The 19939-nt window shown below is 53.8% G+C and carries 15 protein-coding genes; 7 read left to right on the top strand and 8 right to left on the bottom strand.

Going from position 1 to position 19939, the window contains the following annotated elements; all coding sequences use genetic code 11:
- Positions 1-63 precede the first annotated feature (63 nt).
- Positions 64-1014 (top strand): LysR family transcriptional regulator, encoded by a 951-nt coding sequence (locus tag ACEW72_RS08000; RefSeq protein ID WP_373475910.1) that lies wholly within the window; start codon positions 64-66, stop codon positions 1012-1014.
- Here ACEW72_RS08000 and fdhD read toward each other — a convergent pair.
- Genes fdhD through purU form a run of 8 tightly spaced genes read right to left on the bottom strand, consistent with a single transcriptional unit; the run spans position 962 to position 9256 of the window.
- On the bottom strand, positions 962-1765 hold the full coding sequence (gene fdhD / locus ACEW72_RS07995) for a formate dehydrogenase accessory sulfurtransferase FdhD (protein ID WP_373475855.1): 804 nt from the start codon (positions 1763-1765) through the stop codon (positions 962-964). The two genes, ACEW72_RS08000 and fdhD, sit on opposite strands and share 53 nt — an antisense overlap.
- The gene (locus ACEW72_RS07990) at positions 1752-1964 is read right to left on the bottom strand and encodes a formate dehydrogenase subunit delta (protein WP_373475854.1); all 213 of its coding nucleotides are present in this window, start codon (positions 1962-1964) and stop codon (positions 1752-1754) included. Before ACEW72_RS07990 ends, fdhD begins: the two co-directional genes overlap by 14 nt.
- Positions 1961-4819 carry a formate dehydrogenase subunit alpha gene (fdhF, locus tag ACEW72_RS07985; protein ID WP_373475853.1) on the bottom strand — a complete coding sequence of 953 codons (2859 nt, stop codon included), beginning with the start codon at positions 4817-4819 and terminating at the stop codon, positions 1961-1963. Before fdhF ends, ACEW72_RS07990 begins: the two co-directional genes overlap by 4 nt.
- 31 nt (positions 4820-4850) lie before the next feature.
- The gene (locus ACEW72_RS07980; protein ID WP_373475852.1) at positions 4851-5390 is read right to left on the bottom strand and encodes a molybdenum cofactor guanylyltransferase; all 540 of its coding nucleotides are present in this window, start codon (positions 5388-5390) and stop codon (positions 4851-4853) included.
- Positions 5387-6829: an NADH-ubiquinone oxidoreductase-F iron-sulfur binding region domain-containing protein gene (locus ACEW72_RS07975; RefSeq protein ID WP_373475851.1), complete on the bottom strand. Its 1443-nt coding sequence runs from the start codon at positions 6827-6829 to the stop codon at positions 5387-5389. The genes ACEW72_RS07980 and ACEW72_RS07975 overlap by 4 nt, the downstream gene beginning before the upstream one ends.
- A complete protein-coding gene (locus ACEW72_RS07970) occupies positions 6826-7236 on the bottom strand; it encodes an NAD(P)H-dependent oxidoreductase subunit E (RefSeq protein WP_373475850.1) in 411 nt (136 codons plus the stop codon). The genes ACEW72_RS07975 and ACEW72_RS07970 overlap by 4 nt, the downstream gene beginning before the upstream one ends.
- Positions 7237-8346, bottom strand: coding sequence for an S-(hydroxymethyl)glutathione dehydrogenase/class III alcohol dehydrogenase (locus tag ACEW72_RS07965; protein ID WP_373475849.1), 1110 nt, complete (start codon positions 8344-8346; stop codon positions 7237-7239).
- Positions 8347-8398: 52 nt separating this feature from the next.
- Positions 8399-9256, bottom strand: coding sequence for a formyltetrahydrofolate deformylase (purU, locus tag ACEW72_RS07960; protein WP_373475848.1), 858 nt, complete (start codon positions 9254-9256; stop codon positions 8399-8401).
- Between the two features lie 238 nt (positions 9257-9494).
- Between purU and ACEW72_RS07955 the strand changes: the two genes are divergently transcribed.
- From ACEW72_RS07955 to ACEW72_RS07930, 6 genes are all read left to right on the top strand, one after another.
- A complete protein-coding gene (locus ACEW72_RS07955; RefSeq protein ID WP_373475847.1) occupies positions 9495-12200 on the top strand; it encodes a TonB-dependent receptor in 2706 nt (901 codons plus the stop codon).
- 129 nt (positions 12201-12329) lie between these two features.
- Positions 12330-14330 carry a sulfotransferase gene (locus ACEW72_RS07950; protein ID WP_373475909.1) on the top strand — a complete coding sequence of 667 codons (2001 nt, stop codon included), beginning with the start codon at positions 12330-12332 and terminating at the stop codon, positions 14328-14330.
- A gap of 12 nt (positions 14331-14342) precedes the next feature.
- A complete protein-coding gene (locus ACEW72_RS07945) occupies positions 14343-15653 on the top strand; it encodes a spinster family MFS transporter (RefSeq protein ID WP_373475846.1) in 1311 nt (436 codons plus the stop codon).
- On the top strand, positions 15646-17085 hold the full coding sequence (locus tag ACEW72_RS07940; protein ID WP_373475845.1) for an aldehyde dehydrogenase family protein: 1440 nt from the start codon (positions 15646-15648) through the stop codon (positions 17083-17085). The genes ACEW72_RS07945 and ACEW72_RS07940 overlap by 8 nt, the downstream gene beginning before the upstream one ends.
- Positions 17082-18269, top strand: a complete 1188-nt coding sequence (locus ACEW72_RS07935; RefSeq protein WP_373475844.1) for a mandelate racemase/muconate lactonizing enzyme family protein — start codon at positions 17082-17084, stop codon at positions 18267-18269. The genes ACEW72_RS07940 and ACEW72_RS07935 overlap by 4 nt, the downstream gene beginning before the upstream one ends.
- Complete coding sequence (locus ACEW72_RS07930; RefSeq protein WP_373475843.1) at positions 18266-19882, top strand: GMC family oxidoreductase; 1617 nt, start codon at positions 18266-18268, stop codon at positions 19880-19882. The genes ACEW72_RS07935 and ACEW72_RS07930 overlap by 4 nt, the downstream gene beginning before the upstream one ends.
- Positions 19883-19939: the final 57 nt, after the last annotated feature.

Below are 19939 nucleotides of genomic sequence, written 5' to 3'. Positions count from 1 at the left end.
GCCCTATGTCAAAATGTCGGGCAGAGTTGGTGCCGAAGAAAAGCACGTTGTCGAAAGGCCCCGATCATTTCCAACCGCAGCACTATCAACCGTCGCTGGTTACCCCTGAATGCGCTTCGCGCGTTTGAAGCTGTGGGCCAGCATCTCAGCTTTACCGGCGGTGCATCGGCCCTATCCGTTTCACAAAGTGCGATGAGCAGGCATGTCGGCGGCCTTGAGGATTTGTTGGGCAAGCAATTGTTCGTTCGCGATGCATCGCGGCTGTCTTTGACGGCTGCGGGTGAGGAATTATTGCCCGTTGTAAGCAAATGTCTCGATCGGCTAGAGCAGACAATGAACGCGATCCGCGACGATGAAGTGACCGGCCGGTCATTCAGACTCCATGTTCCTCCTTCATTACTGCAGCAATTGTTTTTGCCCATGCTGCGAGATTTTCGCGCCGAGCACCCTGATATCCGTCTTGATGTATCAAGCGCGCACGTTACCGGTTTGCCGCCAACCGATTTTGACATGGCGATTGCCTATGACCGTCCCAATGTCGATGACCGGGTGACCGATCTTTTGTGGATGGTCCGGGTTGCCCCATTATGTTCGGCCGAAACTGCAAAAGCGAGCATCGGTAAAACGCTGGAGCAATTTCTGCAAAGTCAGGAATTTTTGCACCTGAAACTGGATGGCGAGCCACGCGAACTTCTATGGACGGCCTATTTACGCCAAAGCGGTCTATCTATGCCAACGCATGGTGGCGTGGCCTTTGATACAACGATTGCTGCGGCCCAATATGCAATGGCGGCCAGTGGCGTATTTTTGGGCGATGTTGACATGTTCGCTCAAGAAATAGCCGATGGACGTCTGGTAATGCCTTATGATGCAGTGATTGAGGACGGCTATGGCTATTATCTCAAATTGCATGCCGACGACTTGGCGGACCCTGCAATTTCGATGTTCCGAAGCTGGCTTATCAATCGATTTGGCCAATTGCGACCAGAGCCGAGTCAGGCCGCGCAAGGCTAACGAGGCGCAGACCACTGCTTCGCGCAAATTGCAGGGCGAGGTCGGATGCTGCCGAGATTGTGACCAGCGTGGCGCAATTGGCGAGGATTGTCTTTTGCACCAATTCCAGACTACATCGTGCAGTCAACAGGATGAAGCCGGACGATGGATCAATTCCTAAACGGGCAAGCGCACCGATCAACTTATCGAGTGCATTGTGCCGACCCACATCTTCGCGCGTCATCAATATAGTTCCGTCCGCGGCGCAAAATGCAGCAGCATGTGCAGACCCGGTTGCTGCATTCAAGGTTTGATGTTCGCGCAAAGAAGATAAAGCTGCAAAAATCGCTGCATCTGGCACATCGATCTGCGCTTCCATTCGGGGCAGCAGGCGCATGACCTCATGTAAATTGTCCATGCCGCAAAGGCCGCAGCTGCTCTCTGAAACACGTTGTCGCGCGCGGGCAAAGACCTTTTCGGCACTTTCGTTTGGTAACTGGATACGCAAGATCCAACCCAGATCGGTTTTGTGGGAATCGATTGCCAGAATTTGACCGGCATTCTCGATTAACCCTTCGGACAAACTAAATCCTGTCCCAAAGTCATCCAGGTCAACCGGCGTTGCCATCATGACAGCATAGCCAATGCCATTATATTCAATGGAAATAGCGGCTTCGACAATCGTTTGGCGGTCAATTATTTCCAGCGGTCCGCCTTCTGCCCTGATCACTGAAAAGCGAAACGGCTTTGTGCCATTTTCAGGCTGCGGCATGAGCTTCTGCTAAACGATCAATAGCCGCCGATGCAATTGGAGACAGCCCGTCGCGATTGCTTTCGAGGATCATTTTCTTCATCCGCGGGTCCCAGAATAGCTGGATATGCTCGGCCGTCGCGGTCACGGGGTCTGCGTCGGTCGCCAGGTTGGTTGCGATCTGGTTCACCATATGCACAAGACGTTCAAGGCTTGTCACTCGGCAGGCACTTCTAGTGCAATCCGTCGCGAGCGTTCGGAAAGTGCCTCATATTCCTCCTGCCAATCGGTTGGTCCATTGGACGGGCTGATCTGGACCGCGGTCACCTTATATTCGGGGCAATTGGTGGCCCAGTCGCTATAGTCGGTCGTGACCACATTGGCCTGCGTTACCGCGTGGTGGAATGTCGTATATACGACGCCGGGTGCAACCCGGTCTGTAACGGTTGCACGCAGGGTCGTCTCACCAGCGCGGCTTGCGAGTTTTACCCAGTCCCCCGATTTTATGCCACGATCTTCGGCATCGACGGGATGAATTTCTAGCAAATCTTCTTTGTGCCACGCGACATTTTCAGTCCGCCGCGTTTGGGCGCCGACGTTATAGTGTGACAATATGCGGCCCGTGGTGAGCAAGAGCGGGAAACGCGGCCCAGTTTTCTCATCAGTTGGTACATAATCGGTGACCACGAATTTACCCTTGCCCCGCACAAATCCATCGACATGCATGATCGGCGATCCATCGGGAGCAGCATCGTTAACCGGCCATTGCAGCGAACCTTCTTCATCCAGCCGTGCAAATGAAACGCCTGCAAATGTGGGCGTCAGACGTGCGATCTCGTCCATAATTTCGGACGGATGTGTGTAATTCCAGTCCAGCCCCATGGCTTGGGCCAAGCGCTGTGTGACTTCCCAATCTTCCAGCCCGTTGAGCGGCGTCATCACCTTTCGTACCGGCTGGATGCGACGTTCGGCATTGGTGAACGTGCCGTTCTTCTCAAGGAAGGTTGATCCGGGCAAAAAGATATGCGCATAATTGGCGGTCTCGTTCAGGAAAAGATCGTGCACGATGACGCATTCCATGGCCGCCAGACCCGCCGATACATGCTTTGTGTTCGGATCGGAATGCAGGATATCTTCACCCTGCACATATAGCGCCTTGAACACGCCATCGACCGCGGCGTCGAGCATATTGGGGATTCGCAAACCCGGTTCGGGATCAAGCGCCACGCCCCAATCATTTTCGAACAGCTTTCGTGCATCGCCGTCGCTTACATGGCGATATCCGGACAGTTCATGCGGGAAGCTGCCCATGTCGCAGGCGCCTTGCACATTGTTCTGACCGCGTAACGGATTCACGCCGACTCCGCGCCGTCCGATGTTTCCTGTCGCCATGGCAAGGTTGGCGATGGCCATGACGGTCGAACTGCCTTGTGAATGTTCGGTAACTCCCAGGCCATAATAGATCGCGCCATTGCCGCCTGTCGCATAAAGACGCGCTGCGGCCCGCAATTCTTCGGCATCGACCAGAGTTACCGGTTGCAGGCTTTCGGGGCTATTGCGGGGTTGGCCAACGAATTCGGCCCAATGGCGATATTCATCCCAATCGCAGCGTTCTTTGATAAATGCCTCATTGGCGAGACCCTCGCTGACGATGACATGCGCCATCGCGGTCAGCACCGCAACATTTGTGCCGGGACGAAGCGGCAAATGGTGCTGCGCCTCAATATGGGGGGATCGCACGATATCGGTCCGGCGTGGGTCAATAACAATCAGTTTTGCGGCAGCACGCCCGTCGATCCCACGCAGCCGCCGCTTCATCCGGCTCGCAAAAACAGGATGTCCGTCGGTTGGATTGGCACCAATTATCAAAATGACATCGCTGTCCTCAACGCTATCGAAATCCTGTGTGCCTGCGCTAGTGCCAAAGGTTGTTTTTAACCCATAGCCGGTCGGCGAATGGCAGACGCGGGCGCAGGTATCGACATTGTTATTACCGAAACCGGCGCGGACAAGCTTTTGCACCAAAAAGGTTTCCTCATTGGTGCAGCGGCTCGACGTAATTCCACCCAAGGCATGACGGCCATAAGTGTCGCTGATCCGTTTCAGCTCCGATGCGGTATAGGCAAACGCCTCATCCCATTCGACCTCGCGCCAAGGGTCGTTGATCGATTTGCGGATCATCGGCTTCAATATGCGTTCCTGATGCTGGGCATATCCCCAAGCGAACCGCCCTTTGACGCAGCTATGTCCCCGATTGGCTTTGCCATCTTTGTAGGGGACCATGCGAACGAGCTGCTCGCCGCGCATTTCGGCCCGGAAAGTGCAGCCTACGCCGCAATAGGCGCAAGTTGTCACAACGCTTCGTTCGGGCGTTCCAACTTCTACAATTTTTTTCTCCGTGAGCGTCGCGGTCGGACAGGCTTGGACACAAGCACCACATGACACGCATTCCGAGCCGAGAAAATCATCGCTCGCCAAACCAGCGGAAATTTTGGAATCCCAGCCTCGGCCCTCCATGGTCAGGGCGAGCGTGCCCTGAACTTCGTCGCACGCACGAATGCAGCGTGAACAGGCGATGCACTTACTGGGATCAAAATCGAAATAAGGGTTGGAATGGTCCTTTTTCTGACCAAGATGCGTGTCCTGCACATCGTAGCGAACTTCGCGCAATCCGACGGCACCTGCCTGATCCTGCAATTCACAATCCCCATTGGCGGCACAGGTCAGGCAATCCAGCGGATGATCGGAAATATAAAGTTCCATCACGCCTTTGCGAAGTTTTTGCAGGTGCGGTGTTTGGGTGTGCACGACCATGTCGGCTTCGACTGGCGTAGTGCAACTGGCAGGTGTTCCCCTGCGGCCGTCGATCTCGACAAGGCAAAGGCGGCATGAACCAAAGCTTTTCATATTGTCGGTCGCGCATAGCTTTGGGATCGATGTTCCCTGTTCCGCAGCCGCGCGCATAACACTCGTTCCGGCCGGAACAGTAACCTGTCGCCCGTCGATCGTGCACGTCACAAGTTCGGTGGAGCTGCTGGCCGGTGTGCCAAAATCCTTTTGCGGCTGATATGTCATTTAATCACCTTACACAAAATAGGGATGCGGATCACGTATGCGTGGCCAATTTGTTAGCAGCATATATCAGATCGGACGGGTGGTTGATGTTAAAATGCGTTAGCTGCGATTGCAAAGGACGCGCGCCAATAGTTTCAATCCAGTGCCGCATCGAACAATTGGTTTGTTGTTCCAGATGCCAGTCCAGTTCTGGTGCCAGCGACACTGGCCACAAGCCGAACAGAAAATGGTCTTCAACAAAATACGCCGTATTCGGGTCGGTAATTGCAGGCATTTGCGGTATGGGCAGAACATCGCAGCCTACAGAAAAGACATAATCGAAACCGCCGTCGCGTGCAAAATGGAGGGCGGCGTTCAACCCGCCTAAAGGCCCCTTGTCGTCAACTGGCCGATCTGCGATGCACCGCATGTCAGGCCATTCACGGCCGCATACGATCACATCGTCAACCTGGCCGCGCAAAGCATCAGCGACATGTTCGATGAGCGGCATATTGTTCAGTAACGCAGCAGCTTTATCGCTGCCAAAGCGCTTGGATCTGCCGCCTGCCAGGATTGCGCCCAGGATTTTCATCTGAAGTCTTCGGGGAAATGAGTAATCGCCGACATCACAGGGTAAGGGGTGAAGCCGCCAAGCGCGCACAACGAGCCAAATTTCATCGTTTCGGACAGATCGCCCAAAAGCGCCAAATTTGCCTCGACATTTTTGCCCGATATTATCTGGTCCAGCGTTTCCACGCCTCTCGTGCTGCCCAACCGACATGGCGTGCATTTGCCACAGCTTTCAACTGCACAGAATTCCATCGCAAATCGTGCCATCTGCGCCATGTCTACGGTATCGTCAAAAACCGTAATGCCGGCATGACCGATTAAAGCATCTGCCGCCGCAAAGGCTTCATAATCAAACGGCAAATCAAACTGGGAAGGGGGGATATAGGCCCCCAAAGGCCCACCTACCTGAACGCAACGCACCGGTCGTCCGCTTTCGGTACCACCGCCAATGTCGTTGACGAGTTCGCCCAAGGTGATGCCAAAGCCAACCTCGAACAGGCCACCATATTTGACATTGCCCGCCAATTGGACGGGCATTGTCCCCTTGGACCGTCCCATGCCATAAGACGCATAGGCATCGCCGCCGTGCGTCAATATCCACGGAATAGCGGCAAGTGTCAGGACATTGTTGACGACCGTCGGCTTGCCAAAAAGCCCTTCGAGAGCTGGAAGGGGTGGTTTGGCGCGCACTTCGCCACGCTTCCCTTCAAGGCTGTTGAGAAGCGAAGTTTCCTCACCGCATACATAGGCTCCGGCCCCGACGCGAACTTCAACGACAAAGGGAGCCACAAGATGCGCCGATACGGCGATAGCGGATTCCATTTTGGCAATGGCATGTGGATATTCTGACCGGATGTAGACATATCCCTTGTGCGCCCCCACGGCCAATGCGGCGATGGCCATGCCTTCGATTAGCATGAAGGGATCGCCCTCCATCACCGTACGATCTGCGAACGTCGCGCTGTCACCTTCGTCCGCATTGCAGACGATATATTTGATATCGGATTGTGCCGACGCGACCGTTTTCCATTTGATGCCCGCTGGAAACCCTGCGCCACCGCGGCCCCGAAGCCCGGATGCCAGCACCGTCTCGATGGTCGCTTCTGCGCCAATGGCCCGCGCCTTGGCTAGACCAAGCCAGCCCTCGCTTGCGTAATAATCGTCAAGCGATATTGGCCGGGTCTTTCCAGCTCGCGCAAATGTCAGGCGGGATTGGCGGGTGAGGAAGGGGTGTTCGGCAATCTTTCCAATGGACTCCGCATTGCCTGACAAAATGGCATCAACCTGATCGGCCGTTACATTCGCGAAGCCTGCGCCTTCAATGTCCACCAGAGGTTCGAGCCAATGCATACCCCAACTGGACACGCGTTCGACTTCGGACCCTGCCTGGATGAAAGCCCGTGCAACGGCGTCGGCACCGCAGGCTATCGCAAGAGCGTCATCGGAAATACGAATTTTCATAGGCTAGCCAACAGCGCTGTCAGCCGCGGACTATTCAATCGGGCGTGCACGGTGTCGCCGACCAGTGCCGCAGGACCGACCGAGCATAGTCCGAGGCAATAGATGGGCTCTATTTTGACGCGGCTTTGGCCCTCCGCAACCGGAACCAGCGCCTCGACCCCCCGCGCTTTGCACGCTTCCGCGCGGCAGAGTTTGAGCACAGGCCGCGCTTCGGCTTCGGTCCGAAAATCGTGATAGAAACTGACTACGCCATAGACCTCGGCGCGGGTCAAATTCAGGGCATTGGCGATTTCCCTCATCGCGTCTTCGCTGACATGGCCGAACAGCTTCTGCACATCATGCAAAATGGGAAGCAAAGGGCCTTCGCGGCCTTCATGCCCGGCCAATATGTCGGCGAGAGATGTCATTCAATAGACCACAACACTTCTGATGCTTTCACCTGCGTGCATCAAGTCGAAGCCTTTGTTTATTTCGTCGAGCGTGAGCACATGGGTGATCATGGGGTCGATCTGGATTGTGCCATCCATATAAAGATCGACGATTTTGGGGACATCGGTGCGCCCCTTTGCGCCACCAAAAGCCGTTCCACGCCAGTTACGACCGGTGACCAATTGGAACGGGCGGGTGCTGATTTCTTTGCCAGCCTCGGCCACGCCGATGATGATGCTGGTACCCCAGCCGCGGTGGCAAGCCTCGAGAGCCTGGCGCATTACGGTCGTGTTGCCCGTGCAGTCGAACGTGTATTCCGCGCCGCCGTCGGTCAACGCCACAAGATGCTGGACAATGTCGCCCTCGACATCCTTGGGATTGACGAAGTGCGTCATACCGAACTTTTTGCCCCATTCTTCGCGCGCCGGATTGATGTCGACACCGACAATCATGTTCGCGCCCGCCATCTTTGCCCCTTGCAAAACGTTCAGGCCAATTCCACCCAAGCCGAAGACAATGACATTATCGCCGGGCTGCACCTTGGCGGTATTTGTCACCGCGCCTACGCCAGTCGTTACCCCGCATCCGATATAGCAACTGGACTGAAATGGCGCATCCTCGCGAATCTTGGCCACCGCAATTTCGGGCAGCACGGTGAAGTTCGAGAAGGTCGAGCAGCCCATATAATGGAAGATCGGTTGGCCTTTATAGCTGAACCGGGTTGTGCCATCGGGCATCAACCCCTTACCTTGAGTCGCACGGATCGCGGTGCACAGGTTCGATTTTCCGGACAAACAGGTTTTGCACTTGCCGCATTCGGGTGTGTAAAGGGGAATGACATGATCGCCCGGCTTTACGCTAGTCACGCCTATGCCCACTTCGCGCACAATCCCTGCGCCTTCATGGCCCAGAACGCTCGGGAAAAGACCTTCGCTGTCCAGTCCGTCGAGCGTATATGCGTCGGTGTGGCAAATACCCGTCGCCATGATTTCAACCAAAACTTCGCCAGCCTTTGGCCCCTCCAGATCAAGTTCTACAATTTCCAGCGGCTTTTTGGCTTCAAAGGCAACGGCGGCGCGGGTTTTCATCAAACGGTCTCCTGAATAAAATATTTATATATGTATCAGATACGTATATTTATTACTTAAATACAATTGTGCGATTGCCATTGAGCATAACGCGGTGCTCAAGGTGCAATTTAACCGCACGGGCCAATACGCGACTTTCGGTATCTTGCCCTTGGGCGATCAGATCTTCAACGGTATCGGCATGGTCAACGATCGAAACATCCTGCGTTATGATTGGGCCTTCATCGAGATCGGGCGTCACATAATGGGCCGTCGCACCAACCATTTTGACGCCGCGTTCATAGGCACGATGATAGGGCTTTGCCCCCTTGAAGCCGGGAAGGAAGCTATGATGGATGTTAATCACGCGGCCATCAAGTTTCCGGCAAAGCTGGTCCGAAAGCACCTGCATGTAACGGGCAAGAATGATAAGGTCGACCTGCTGCTCTTCAACCATAGCCAGCAACTTGGCTTCCTGTTCCAATTTCGTTTCCGGCGTTATGGGTAAATGATGGAATGCGATACCCTCATGTTCGGCGCGTCTTTGCCAGTTAAGATGGTTGGAAACGATGCTGGTGACATCCATCGGCAACCTGCCGGTTGATGTCCGGTAAAGCAGATCGTTGAGGCAATGGCCCCCTTGGCTGACCATAATCATCGCGCGTAATTTTTTACGAAGATCGTTGATTTGCCAATCCAGTTGAAAGGCAGTGGCCACCGGCATGAAGGCAGACGAAAAACTCTCCGACGTCATTTCTAGCGGACATGAAATTGCGACCCGCATGAAAAACCGGCCGGTATTTGCATCCCCATATTGCGAGCTTTCGACAATATTGCAGTTTTGGCTAGCGATTGAATTGGCAACAGCAGCAACAATACCTTTGCGGTCTTCACACGCGATTAACAGAACAAATTCGGCACCCGGCTGCATAATTCAAACCATCCTCTAAAAACTGATACTTGGCGTAGCGTTGCAATACTGCACTATCCATCGTGCCAAACATATATTAGGTCTTCTAATCGCAACATGTAGATGATGTGATTGATTGAGGAATTTAATTTACCAATCAAGAAAATTTGGTCAGTTGCATGGGGGGGACTCCGGTTTCAGTCTGCCTTTGGAGATTTACAATCCTCGCAATTGTGAGGGATGGTTGAGGGGAAGAAAATTGAAAACCTATTTGAAAATTTCGACTGCGGCATTTGTATTGGCATCCATGGGTGCCGGTGTAGGGGCCGCTCCTGTATTTGCTCAAGCAGCTGCCGAAGAAGATGATCGCGGCATTGTCGATATCGTCGTCACAGCAACAAGGCGCGAAGAGTCGGCAAACAGGGTGCCACTCGCGATAACCGCGCTGGGTGGTGATACATTGAGTGATCTTAATATCACCAAGTTCGACAAGCTAATCGAATATCTGCCAAATGTCCGATCCGCGTCGCGCGGTCCGGGTGCTTCGTCCATCTTTATCCGTGGTCTGTCCACCGATTCCCCCGGCCTGCAGATTGCAGGTACAGCTGGTGCCCAGCCAACGGTGGCTCTCTATGTCAACGATGCGCCAGCATCGCTTGTCGGGCGCAACCTTGATTTATATGCGGTCGATTTGCAGCGTGTTGAAGTTCTTGCAGGACCACAGGGCACGTTGTTTGGCGCAAGTGCAATGGGCGGCGCCGTCCGGTACATTACCAACAAGCCAGACACGGCCGAATTCCACGCGGGGTTTAACGCAAGCTATGCGTTCACCAAAAGCGGTGAGGAAAGCGTCGCTGGCGATGCGTTCATCAACATTCCGATTATAAAAGACAAGCTCGCTATTCGGGCGGTATTCTATACCGACCGTCAGGGCGGCTACATCGATAATGTCGCCGGCACTTTCCAGATGCCGTTCAACGGAAATGTTGGAATCGCCGGGCGTTTGCCAACAGGCAACCCATTGCTCGTCATGCGCGCAATACAATCATGCCAAGCGACGGCAACAACGGTCGTGCCAAATTGTGATGGCAGCCAGTATACGCCGCCAACACGTCAATCGATCGACAATGATGCGTTTGTTGAAAAGGATTATAACGACGCGACATATCGCGGTGGCCGCCTTGCTCTGACCTGGAATATCAGCGACGACTGGTCGATTGATTTGATGCACGTTCGCCAGGAACTGGATACCGACGGTGTGTTCGATTTTGAACCCGATGTGGGTGATCTTCAGGTCACAAAGTTCAACGACAATTCCTTGCGCGATCGGGTAAGCCTTTCGACTTGGACCGTTAATGGGCGTCTTGGTGACTTGGAGTTGATCTACACCGGTTCTTACATGAAGCACCGTGCAACTCAGATTGCCGACTATGCCGGCTATTCAAATATCGGCCTTTTCCTGCCTTATTATGAATGCGACCGCGGGGTTTATTATACCGCGGCCTATAACGGCAACATCGGGAATACCTGCTACGCGCCAAATAAAAGCTATCAAGTACGCAACCGGACCAAGCGCCTGACCCAGGAATTCCGGGTCACGACGCCCGCCGACAAGCGTATTCGTGGTACTTTTGGTTTGTTCTACGACAACAACAAATTGTTCGACAACACCGACTGGTCCTATTTGCAGGAAGCGGCAGGTTTTATCTATCGCCGCGCACCTAACCCGTCAGTAAATGCAAATGATACCAGTATCCGTCCTGTAAAGGTTGGTTTCTTTAACGACGTTCAACGTAAGGATAAGCAATTTGCCGCTTATGGTGAAGCATCGTTCGACATCATACCGGAAAAGCTGATTATCACCGGCGGTTTGCGCTATTATAATGAAAAAGCGTCGATTAACGGGTCGTCGAATGGCAGTTTCGGTGGATCACGCGGCGTATATAATCCTGCGACCGGAACATACACACCTTCAGCAACCCCGCCGACTTTCTATAATGTCAGCGCCAACCTGAACAATTTGTACGCCGACGCGTCGCCTGCAAAATACACAGGCGTGCTGTTCAAGGGCAACCTGACCTATCGTATCGGCGAAGGTTCGCTGGTCTATGCGACTTATTCGGATGGCTTCCGTCCGGGTGGTTTTAACCGTCGTCCATGCGCGGTTCCTAGCACGACTTGCCCCACCAATGCCGACTTCGTAAGGTTGGGCACCTATGTACCTGATAAGGTTCAAAACTATGAAATCGGGGGTAAATTCTCGCTTTTTGATAGACAGGTGCAGCTGAATCTGGCGGCTTATCAGATTGACTGGAGCAATATCCAGATCACTGTATTCGACCAGAATATCTCCAACCAGACATTTACGACCAATCTGGTTGACGCCCGGATCCGTGGCCTTGAAGGCGATCTGACCTGGCGTGCGACGCAAGAACTTACGTTGAACAGTGCTTTTTCTTTCAACGACTCCGAATTGACCAGGTACCGGAAGAACACGACTGTGCTTCGTCCACTCGGCAGCCCACTTGCGCTAAGCCCCAAGTTCCAATTCAATGCGCGTTTGCATTGGGAAAAGGAACTTTCTTCGGGTCTGGTTCCTTTTGCACAGGTTGGTTTCCATCACGTTGGGAAGAGCATTTCCGATATCATCGATAATGTTGATATCCGGTATCAGTCCTTCAACCCGACATTGGGTTACGCTGGCTCAATTCCAGTGACTTATAACGGTGTGTTGGTCAGCCCCGGTGATGTTATTTCACCGATACCGGCGGCGCAGCGTCTGGCATCTTATAGCACAGTAAGCGCGTCGTTCGGCGTATCCAAAGACGAATGGCGCATCGAATTGTTCGGTGACAATCTGACCGATGAACGGCCTGAATTGTACAAGAGCGGGAATGACGGTGAACTTCGCACCACAACGTCACGTCCGCGTACAATCGGTCTGCGGTTCTCGTATAAGATCTAAAAGAAAAGGGCGGGGCACCAGCTATATGCGCGGTGCCCCGTCATACTATCATTTCGGCATTGCGTCCGACGCCGGAAATGCGGCAGTGTTCGGGCAACCGTTCGTCACAACACAGGAGTTCGTGTGACAATGTTGGCGCAAGCCTCGCCCGAAGTAATAGAAGCCTCATTGGGTGAGGCCCGGTCTCACTTGAAAAATGCCCGTCTTGCCGATGCTCATGCGAGCTGCAAGCGGTTGCTCGAAATGGCACCGGGTAATATTGATGCGCTTTATACCCTTGCCGTTACCCAACGTATGCAACGGCAAATCCCAATGGCACTGGAAACGTTAGACCAACTGATTGCGCTTGACCCAAGCTATGGTCGCGGGTGGCAAGAGCGTGGTCATTGTTTCCGGGATATCGGACGCAAAGACGATGCGATTGCCGCTTATCAACGGGCGGTAACCCATAATGGCGCATTGATGGCCAGCTGGCGATTGCTGAGCGAATTGCACGGTGCTGGGGATCGAACCGAGGCGGCAAATTTTGCCCACGCGCAGTTCACCCATTTGTCGCAGCTGCCGCCCGAGTTGCTGAGTGTGGCCAGCTTCATTCAAGAAGGCAGGATTTATAAAGCCGAGCAGCTTTGCCGCGCGTTCCTTCAGATAAATGGCCACCATATCGAAGCGATGCGCTTGCTCGCCGAAATAGGGATGAAGTTCAACGCTTATGACGAAGCGGAGTTTCTTCTGGAATCTTGCAAGGTCCTCGCACCCGAAAACGTAAACGCCCATTTTGATTATGTTAAAGTATTGCGAAAGCGTCAGAAATTCGAACAGGCGTTGGTTGAAGCATCGGAACTACGCGACAAGGAGCCGGGTAATCCCGAATTCGAAATGCTCTTTGCCAATGAAAATCTGGCGGTCGGCAATTTCGATCAGGCGATGTTGGTTTATGAAGCTTTGCTAAGTTCGATGCCGAACAATCCGGGAATCAACCTGACTTATGGCCACGCGTTGAAAACGGTAGGGCGTCAAGACGATGCGATCACCGCTTATCGCCGTGCCTACCAATCAAAACCTGACTGTGGCGATGCGTATTGGAGCCTTGCGAACCTGAAAACCTATAGGTTCGAAGAATCAGAAATCCTCCAGATGCGCGACCGCGAAGCGTCGCCCATGACGGCGCTTGATGATCGCTATCATCTGTGTTTTGCGCTGGGCAAGGCGCTGGAAGATATGGGCGACTATCGAAATTCCTTTGAATATTATGAGCGTGGCAACCGTTTGAAGCGTGAAGAATTGAAATATGAACCGGCGCGCCTGTCAAATGAAATGCGGTTGCAGCGCGAAGTCGTAACCACGGATTTGTTCGAGAAATTTGAAGGCGCTGGCTGCCGCGATGAGGCACCGATTTTTATCGTCGGATTGCCGAGGGCTGGATCGACATTGCTCGAACAGATATTGGCGTCACACAGCCAAGTCGAAGGCACGATGGAATTGCCGAATATTTTCGCGCTTGCTTATCAGCTTGATCGCAATCGCAGAGTGGGCGACGAGCCTGAATATCCCGGGAATCTCCACAATCTTTCGCAGGATGATTTTACGCGTTTTGGCGAAGAATTCATCCGCGATACGCGGGTTTATCGCAAAAAGGGAACGCCGTTTTTTATTGATAAAATGCCGAATAACTTCCGCCATATAGGTTTGATCCACCTGATATTGCCAAATGCGAAAATCATCGATGCCCGTCGCGGGGCCATGGGATGCTGTTTTTCCGGGTTCAAACAGTTGTTTGCCGAGGGACAGGAATTTACGTATGGCCTTGAAGAAATAGGTGAATATTACAAAGACTATGTCGCACTGATGGATCATTGGGACTCCGTTTTGCCCGGCAAGATATTACGTGTACGTTATGAAAATGTGGTGGCAGATCTGAAAACCCAAGTGCGCCGTTTGCTTGATTTTTGTAATTTGCCGTTCGAAGAATCTTGTATCAATTTTCACCAAACCGAGCGTGCTGTGCGGACAGCCAGTTCGGAACAGGTGCGACAACCGATTTTCAAAAGCGGCGTCGATCAATGGGAGCATTTCAGCGCCCATCTCGATCCGCTGCGCGCAAAATTAGGGCCGGAACTGGCCGCAACCTGAGGGGGAATAATAATGGCGAGTAATACACCAACCGCGCCGGTCAATGCCGATCAGGTGTCCACTTTAGGGCAGCGTTGGTATGTTCTGATTATCATGATGCTCGCCTATACGATCAACATTGCCGATCGTTATGTCATGTCGACTGTACTCGAACCTATCCGGCTTGAATTGCAACTGTCCGATAGCGGGGTAGCATTTTTAACCGGCGTTTCGCTCGCGCTTTTTTACGTGACGATGGGTATTCCGCTGTCATGGATCGCGGATCGCTATAACCGCAAGAACCTGCTGGCTGTTTCAATGGCGGTCTGGTCTGCAATGACGGCTTTGTGCGGAATGTCGCAAGGTTATATGCAATTATTGCTAGCCCGTATCGGCGTCGGAATTGGCGAAGCGGGCGGCACGCCTTCCTGCAACTCGATTGTTGCGGACTATTTTCCAGCTAGCCGTCGTGCGATGGCGATGACCGTTTTTGCTTTGGGTGCCCCGATAGGTGCGTGGCTGGGCGCAGACATGGCCGGCGCGGTCGCCGCAGAATATGGATGGCGCGCGGCATTTTTCGTGCTCGGCGTTCCCGGTGTTATCCTTGCGTTGGTTGTCTTTCTTACCATCAAGGAACCTGCGCGCGGACGGCTGGACGCGGTGTCGGATCAACCCGCCCCGCCGTTTACAGAAACAATGAAATTCCTGTGGTCGCAAAAAGCCGCTGTGCACGCGATGATGGGCAGTGGTCTGTCCGCGCTTTGGGGTTGGGGATTAATGTGGTTTACGCCGACATTCATTCAAAGAACCTATGGTCTTGATGTCGGCGAAGCCGGAGCGGTTGTTGGCCCGATCCATCTTGTGATGGGAATTGCGGCATCGCTGTTTACCGCCTGGCTAGTGGCACGTCCTGCTTATACCGACCCACGCAAGATATTGCGCTTATTGGGTGTGGTGACCGCTTTGGCGACGATACCATCGATCATCGCATATTGGACAAATTCGCTGAACGTTGCGACGGTGATGTGGTGGATATTTATCCCTGCAATCTATTTCTACATCGGTCCTGCATTTTCATTGGCGCAGAATCTGGCACCACCAAAAATGCGCGCGATGTTTATCGCAATTTCCCTCTTGATCGCCAATGTGTTCAACCTGATCGTTGCACCGCAAGGCGTTGGACTGCTAAGCGACTATTTTGCTGGACCCGGCGGGGCCGATGCCGCGTCATTGCGTCTTGCTCTCCTTGTGCTTGCACCGACTGGATTCTGGGCAGCGTGGCATTACTGGCGTGCCGAAAAGTACATCATCGAAGATCAAAAAAGGGCGGTTGGTTATGTCTGAAGGCGCGTTAAAATCTTATATCAATGGCGCTTGGGCGTTGCCAGCAACATCGACTGAAACGGTCACCGCGATCAATCCGGCGACCGAAGAAGTCTGTGCCATAGTAGCGGTATGTGGCCTGGATGATGTGGATAGAGCGGTGCAGGCAGCGCGGGCGGCATTTGGTAGCTATTCAGCCATGTCTCTCGACGATCGTATTGCGCTCGTCGAAAAACTGATCGCTATTTTTGAACGGCGCTATGACGAAATGGTCACCGCCATTTCGACCGAGATGGGCGCACCATATGACCTGTCTTATAATTCGCAAGCGGAGTGCGGCCCCGGCCATTTGCGCGCAACGGTAACTGCCGCGCGCGAAATGGAATGGGAGCGTAAGGTCGGTGTGGATGGCCTGATCGTGCACGAACCAATCGGTGTTTGCGTTTTGATTACACCCTGGAACTGGCCCGTGAATCAATTGGCGACCAAAATTGGTCCCGCACTGGTCGCCGGTTGCACAATGATCCTGAAACCCAGCGAAATGGCACCATTGTCCGCGCAGCTTTTTGCTGATTTCATCGACGAAGCAGGGTTCCCCAAAGGGGTGTTCAATATGGTGCACGGCACCGGCGCGGCGATTGGAAGTGCGCTGACGAGCCATCCGGAAGTCGACATGATCTCCTTCACCGGTTCGACCCGTGCAGGGATCCAGATCGCAAAGTCGGCTGCGGACACCGTTAAGCGTGTTTCGCAAGAGCTGGGCGGAAAGTCTCCAAATATTGTTTTCGCGGACGCCGATCTGGAAGCGGCCGTGACACGCGGTGTGCTGCACTGCTTCGAAAATGCCGGGCAGTCATGCAATGCGCCTACGCGGATGCTGATCGAAGAACCGGTTTACGACGATGCAGTGGCGATTGCCACACGGGTCGCGGCCGCTGCGAAACTCGGCGATCCGATGGAAAAAGGGCGGCATTTCGGGCCGGTCGTCAGCAAGGCCCATTTTGAAAAGATTCAAGGGTTGATTCAGGTCGGCATAGATGAAGGCGCAAAGCTGATCGCAGGTGGCACTGGCCGCGCCGATGGTTTTAACCGGGGCTATTATGTGAAACCGACGGTTTTCGCTGGCGTCCACAATAAAATGGAGATTGCCCAGGAAGAAGTGTTCGGCCCGGTGCTCGTCATGATTCCATTCAAAGATGAAGCAGAGGCCGTGGCGATTGCCAACGACTCCCCATATGGATTGGCAGCCTATGTCCAGACCGGCGATTTACATCGTGCACGCCGCGTTGCACGTCTAATGCGTGCGGGCGGGGTCAGCGTCAATGGTGCGGGGCAAGATTATATGGCGCCTTTCGGCGGCTATAAGCAGTCCGGCAATGGCCGGGAATATGGCGAATTCGGCTTGCGCGATTTTCTGGAAGTGAAAGTCATCAATGGTTTTTACGCGAAATGAAGCTCACCGATATTGAGACTTTTGTAGTCGGCAATCCGCCCCCTCATTTTGGCGGGCGCTATTTTGTGTTCGTCAAACTGACAACCGACAGCGGCGTGTCCGGCGTGGGGGAAGCCTATTGCGTTCCGTTTGAGCCGCATCTGGTCGCCCGAATGATAGAGGATGTGTTTGCGCGTTATGTCGCCGGAAATGATCCGCATGATATCGAGAATATGTGGCGCAGGGTCTATTCGAGCGGATTTACCCAACATCCTGACTTGACCTTGATGGGCGTATTGTCCGCGCTGGAAATGGCGTGCTGGGATATAATCGGCAAGGAAGCCGGCAAGCCCGTTTACAAATTGCTCGGCGGACAGGTGCACGAACGGCTGCGGGCTTATACATATATCTACCCACGTCCGGGAGATAAAACCGATGTCTATCATGATCCCGATTTGGCAGCGACGCGGGCGGCGGAATATCTGGATCAAGGGTTTACAGCCCTCAAGTTCGACCCAGCCGGACCCTATTCGGCATTTGACGGCCGGCAACTGTCGCTGGAAGCTCTGGACCTTTGCGAGCGCTTTGCGCGCCAGATACGAGAAGCTGTAGGCATGAAAGCGGACCTGCTTTTTGGCACCCATGGGCAAATGACCGCCGCCGGCGCGATTCGCCTTGCCAAAAGGCTGGAGCCGTCCGACCCGCTCTGGTTGGAAGAGCCCGTTCCGCCAGATGCACCGGAAGAAATGGCGAAAGTTGCGCGCGCGACCTCTATACCCATTGCAACGGGCGAACGGTTGACGACGAAGTATGACTTCGCACGCCTTCTACGAGCGGGTGCCGCGGCAATTCTCCAAATGAATCTGGGACGCGTCGGCGGCATATTAGAGGCAAAGAAAATCGCCTCGATGGCAGAGGTCGACCATGTGCAAATTGCACCACATCTATATTGTGGTCCGATTGTGGGTGCGGCGAATATCCAGATTGCGACTTGCTCACCCAATTTCCTGATACTTGAAAGTATTGAAACTTGGGGCGGTTTTCACAGCGCAATATTGAAATCCCCAATCCGTTTTGAAGAAGGGCATGTAATTCCCTCGTCAGAACCGGGGCTTGGGGTTGAGTTGAACGAAGAAGTTGCGCGGGCAAACCCCTATAAGGGCAATATGCTGCACCTCGAAATGACGCAGCATCCTGTCCAGTGACCGAAGAATTCGACTTCATCATCGTCGGCGCAGGCACGGCGGGTTGCGTGTTGGCGAACCGCCTGACCGAGAGCGGTAAATATAGTGTGCTATTGTTGGAAGCAGGCGGCAGTGATTTGTCAATCTGGATACAGATGCCAATCGGATATGGCCGCACATTTTTCGACCGCCGGATCAACTGGATGTATGACACAGAACCTGTCGAAGCCCTGGGTGGCAGGCGCAGCTATTGGCCGCGTGGCAAGGTTATAGGCGGTTCCGGTTCGATCAACGCAATGGTGTATGTGCGCGGACAGCCGCATGACTTTGACGACTGGAAGGCATTGGGCAATGTGGGATGGGGTTGGGACGATGTCTTGCCCTATTTCAAAAAGTCCGAGGATTTTGACTGGCACAGCGTCCATCATGGTCACGGCGGCCCCCAACACGTCACTGACATCTCACCTTATGTCCACCCGGTCTGCCATAGCTTCGTTGAAACGGCGCAGGCTCTGGGGTTTGCAGCAAGCAGTGACTTTAACGGCGCACGACCCGAAGGCGTCGGCTATTACCAGATTAACACCAGAGGCGGATGGCGCGCATCGACTGCCAACGCATTTTTGCATCCGGCACGCAAACGCAAGTCATTGGCACTGCGGACGCATGCCCATGCCCAACGCATTTTATTCGAAGGAACGCGCGCCGTTGGCGTTGCGTATTTGCACAAAGGGAAGCCGTGTGAGGCAAAAGCGCGGCGTGAAGTTATCATATCGGGCGGTGCAATAAACTCCCCTCAATTGCTTATGCTTTCCGGGATCGGGGACGCAGGCCAATTGCAAAAATCAGGAATTGCCCCGGTCGTTGACGCCAAGGCGGTAGGGCGCAATTTGCAGGATCATATTGCGGTGTCCTATTTCTACAAAGTGCGTACCGCGACATTGAATGATGTCCTGCATCCTTTGTTCGGCAAGATAAGGGCCGGGCTGCGTTATATGGCAGACCGCGCCGGACCGCTTTCGCTTAGCGTTAATCAAAGTGGCGGTTTCGTTCGGAGTGACCGGAACAAAGCACACCCCAATTTGCAGCTCTATTTCAGTCCGGTAAGCTATACCAAAACGCCATTGTCGGAGCGCAAATTGCTAAACCCCGATCCATTTTCGGCCTTTTTGCTGTCGCACAATCCTTGTCGCCCGACCAGCCGGGGGCATATAGAACTGGCAAGCGCCGACCCGCGTGAATATCCGGTCATCCACCCCAATTATCTGGCAACGCAAGATGATATCGATGACGTTTTGGCGGGAAATCGCCTGTTACGCGAACTTGTCCGCACACGCCCGCTTGCCGATATTATCACTGAAGAGCTCATCCCCGGCGCCGAAGTCGTTGGAGACGACGCGTTGCTGTCCGACTTTCGAGCGCGCGCCGACACAGTCTATCATCCAACCAGCACCTGCATGATGGGGAGCGACCCGACTGCATCGGTGGTGGATGCCCGACTTAAGGTCCACCGGACCGAAGGATTGCGCGTCATCGACGCTTCGGTTTTCCCCAATATCACCTCAGGCAATACAAATGCACCCACGGTCATGGTTGCGGAAAAAGGCGCGGCGATGGTCCTGGAAGACGCAAAATGATGCGTTAAATTTATTTACCAGTCCTTTCCCGCCATGCTATTCGTAAAATCGAGCGCG

It is taken from the genome of Sphingorhabdus sp. (assembly GCF_041737645.1).
Taxonomy (GTDB): Bacteria; Pseudomonadota; Alphaproteobacteria; order Sphingomonadales; family Sphingomonadaceae; genus Sphingorhabdus_B.
This window is presented reverse-complemented; position numbering and strand designations above follow the sequence as displayed.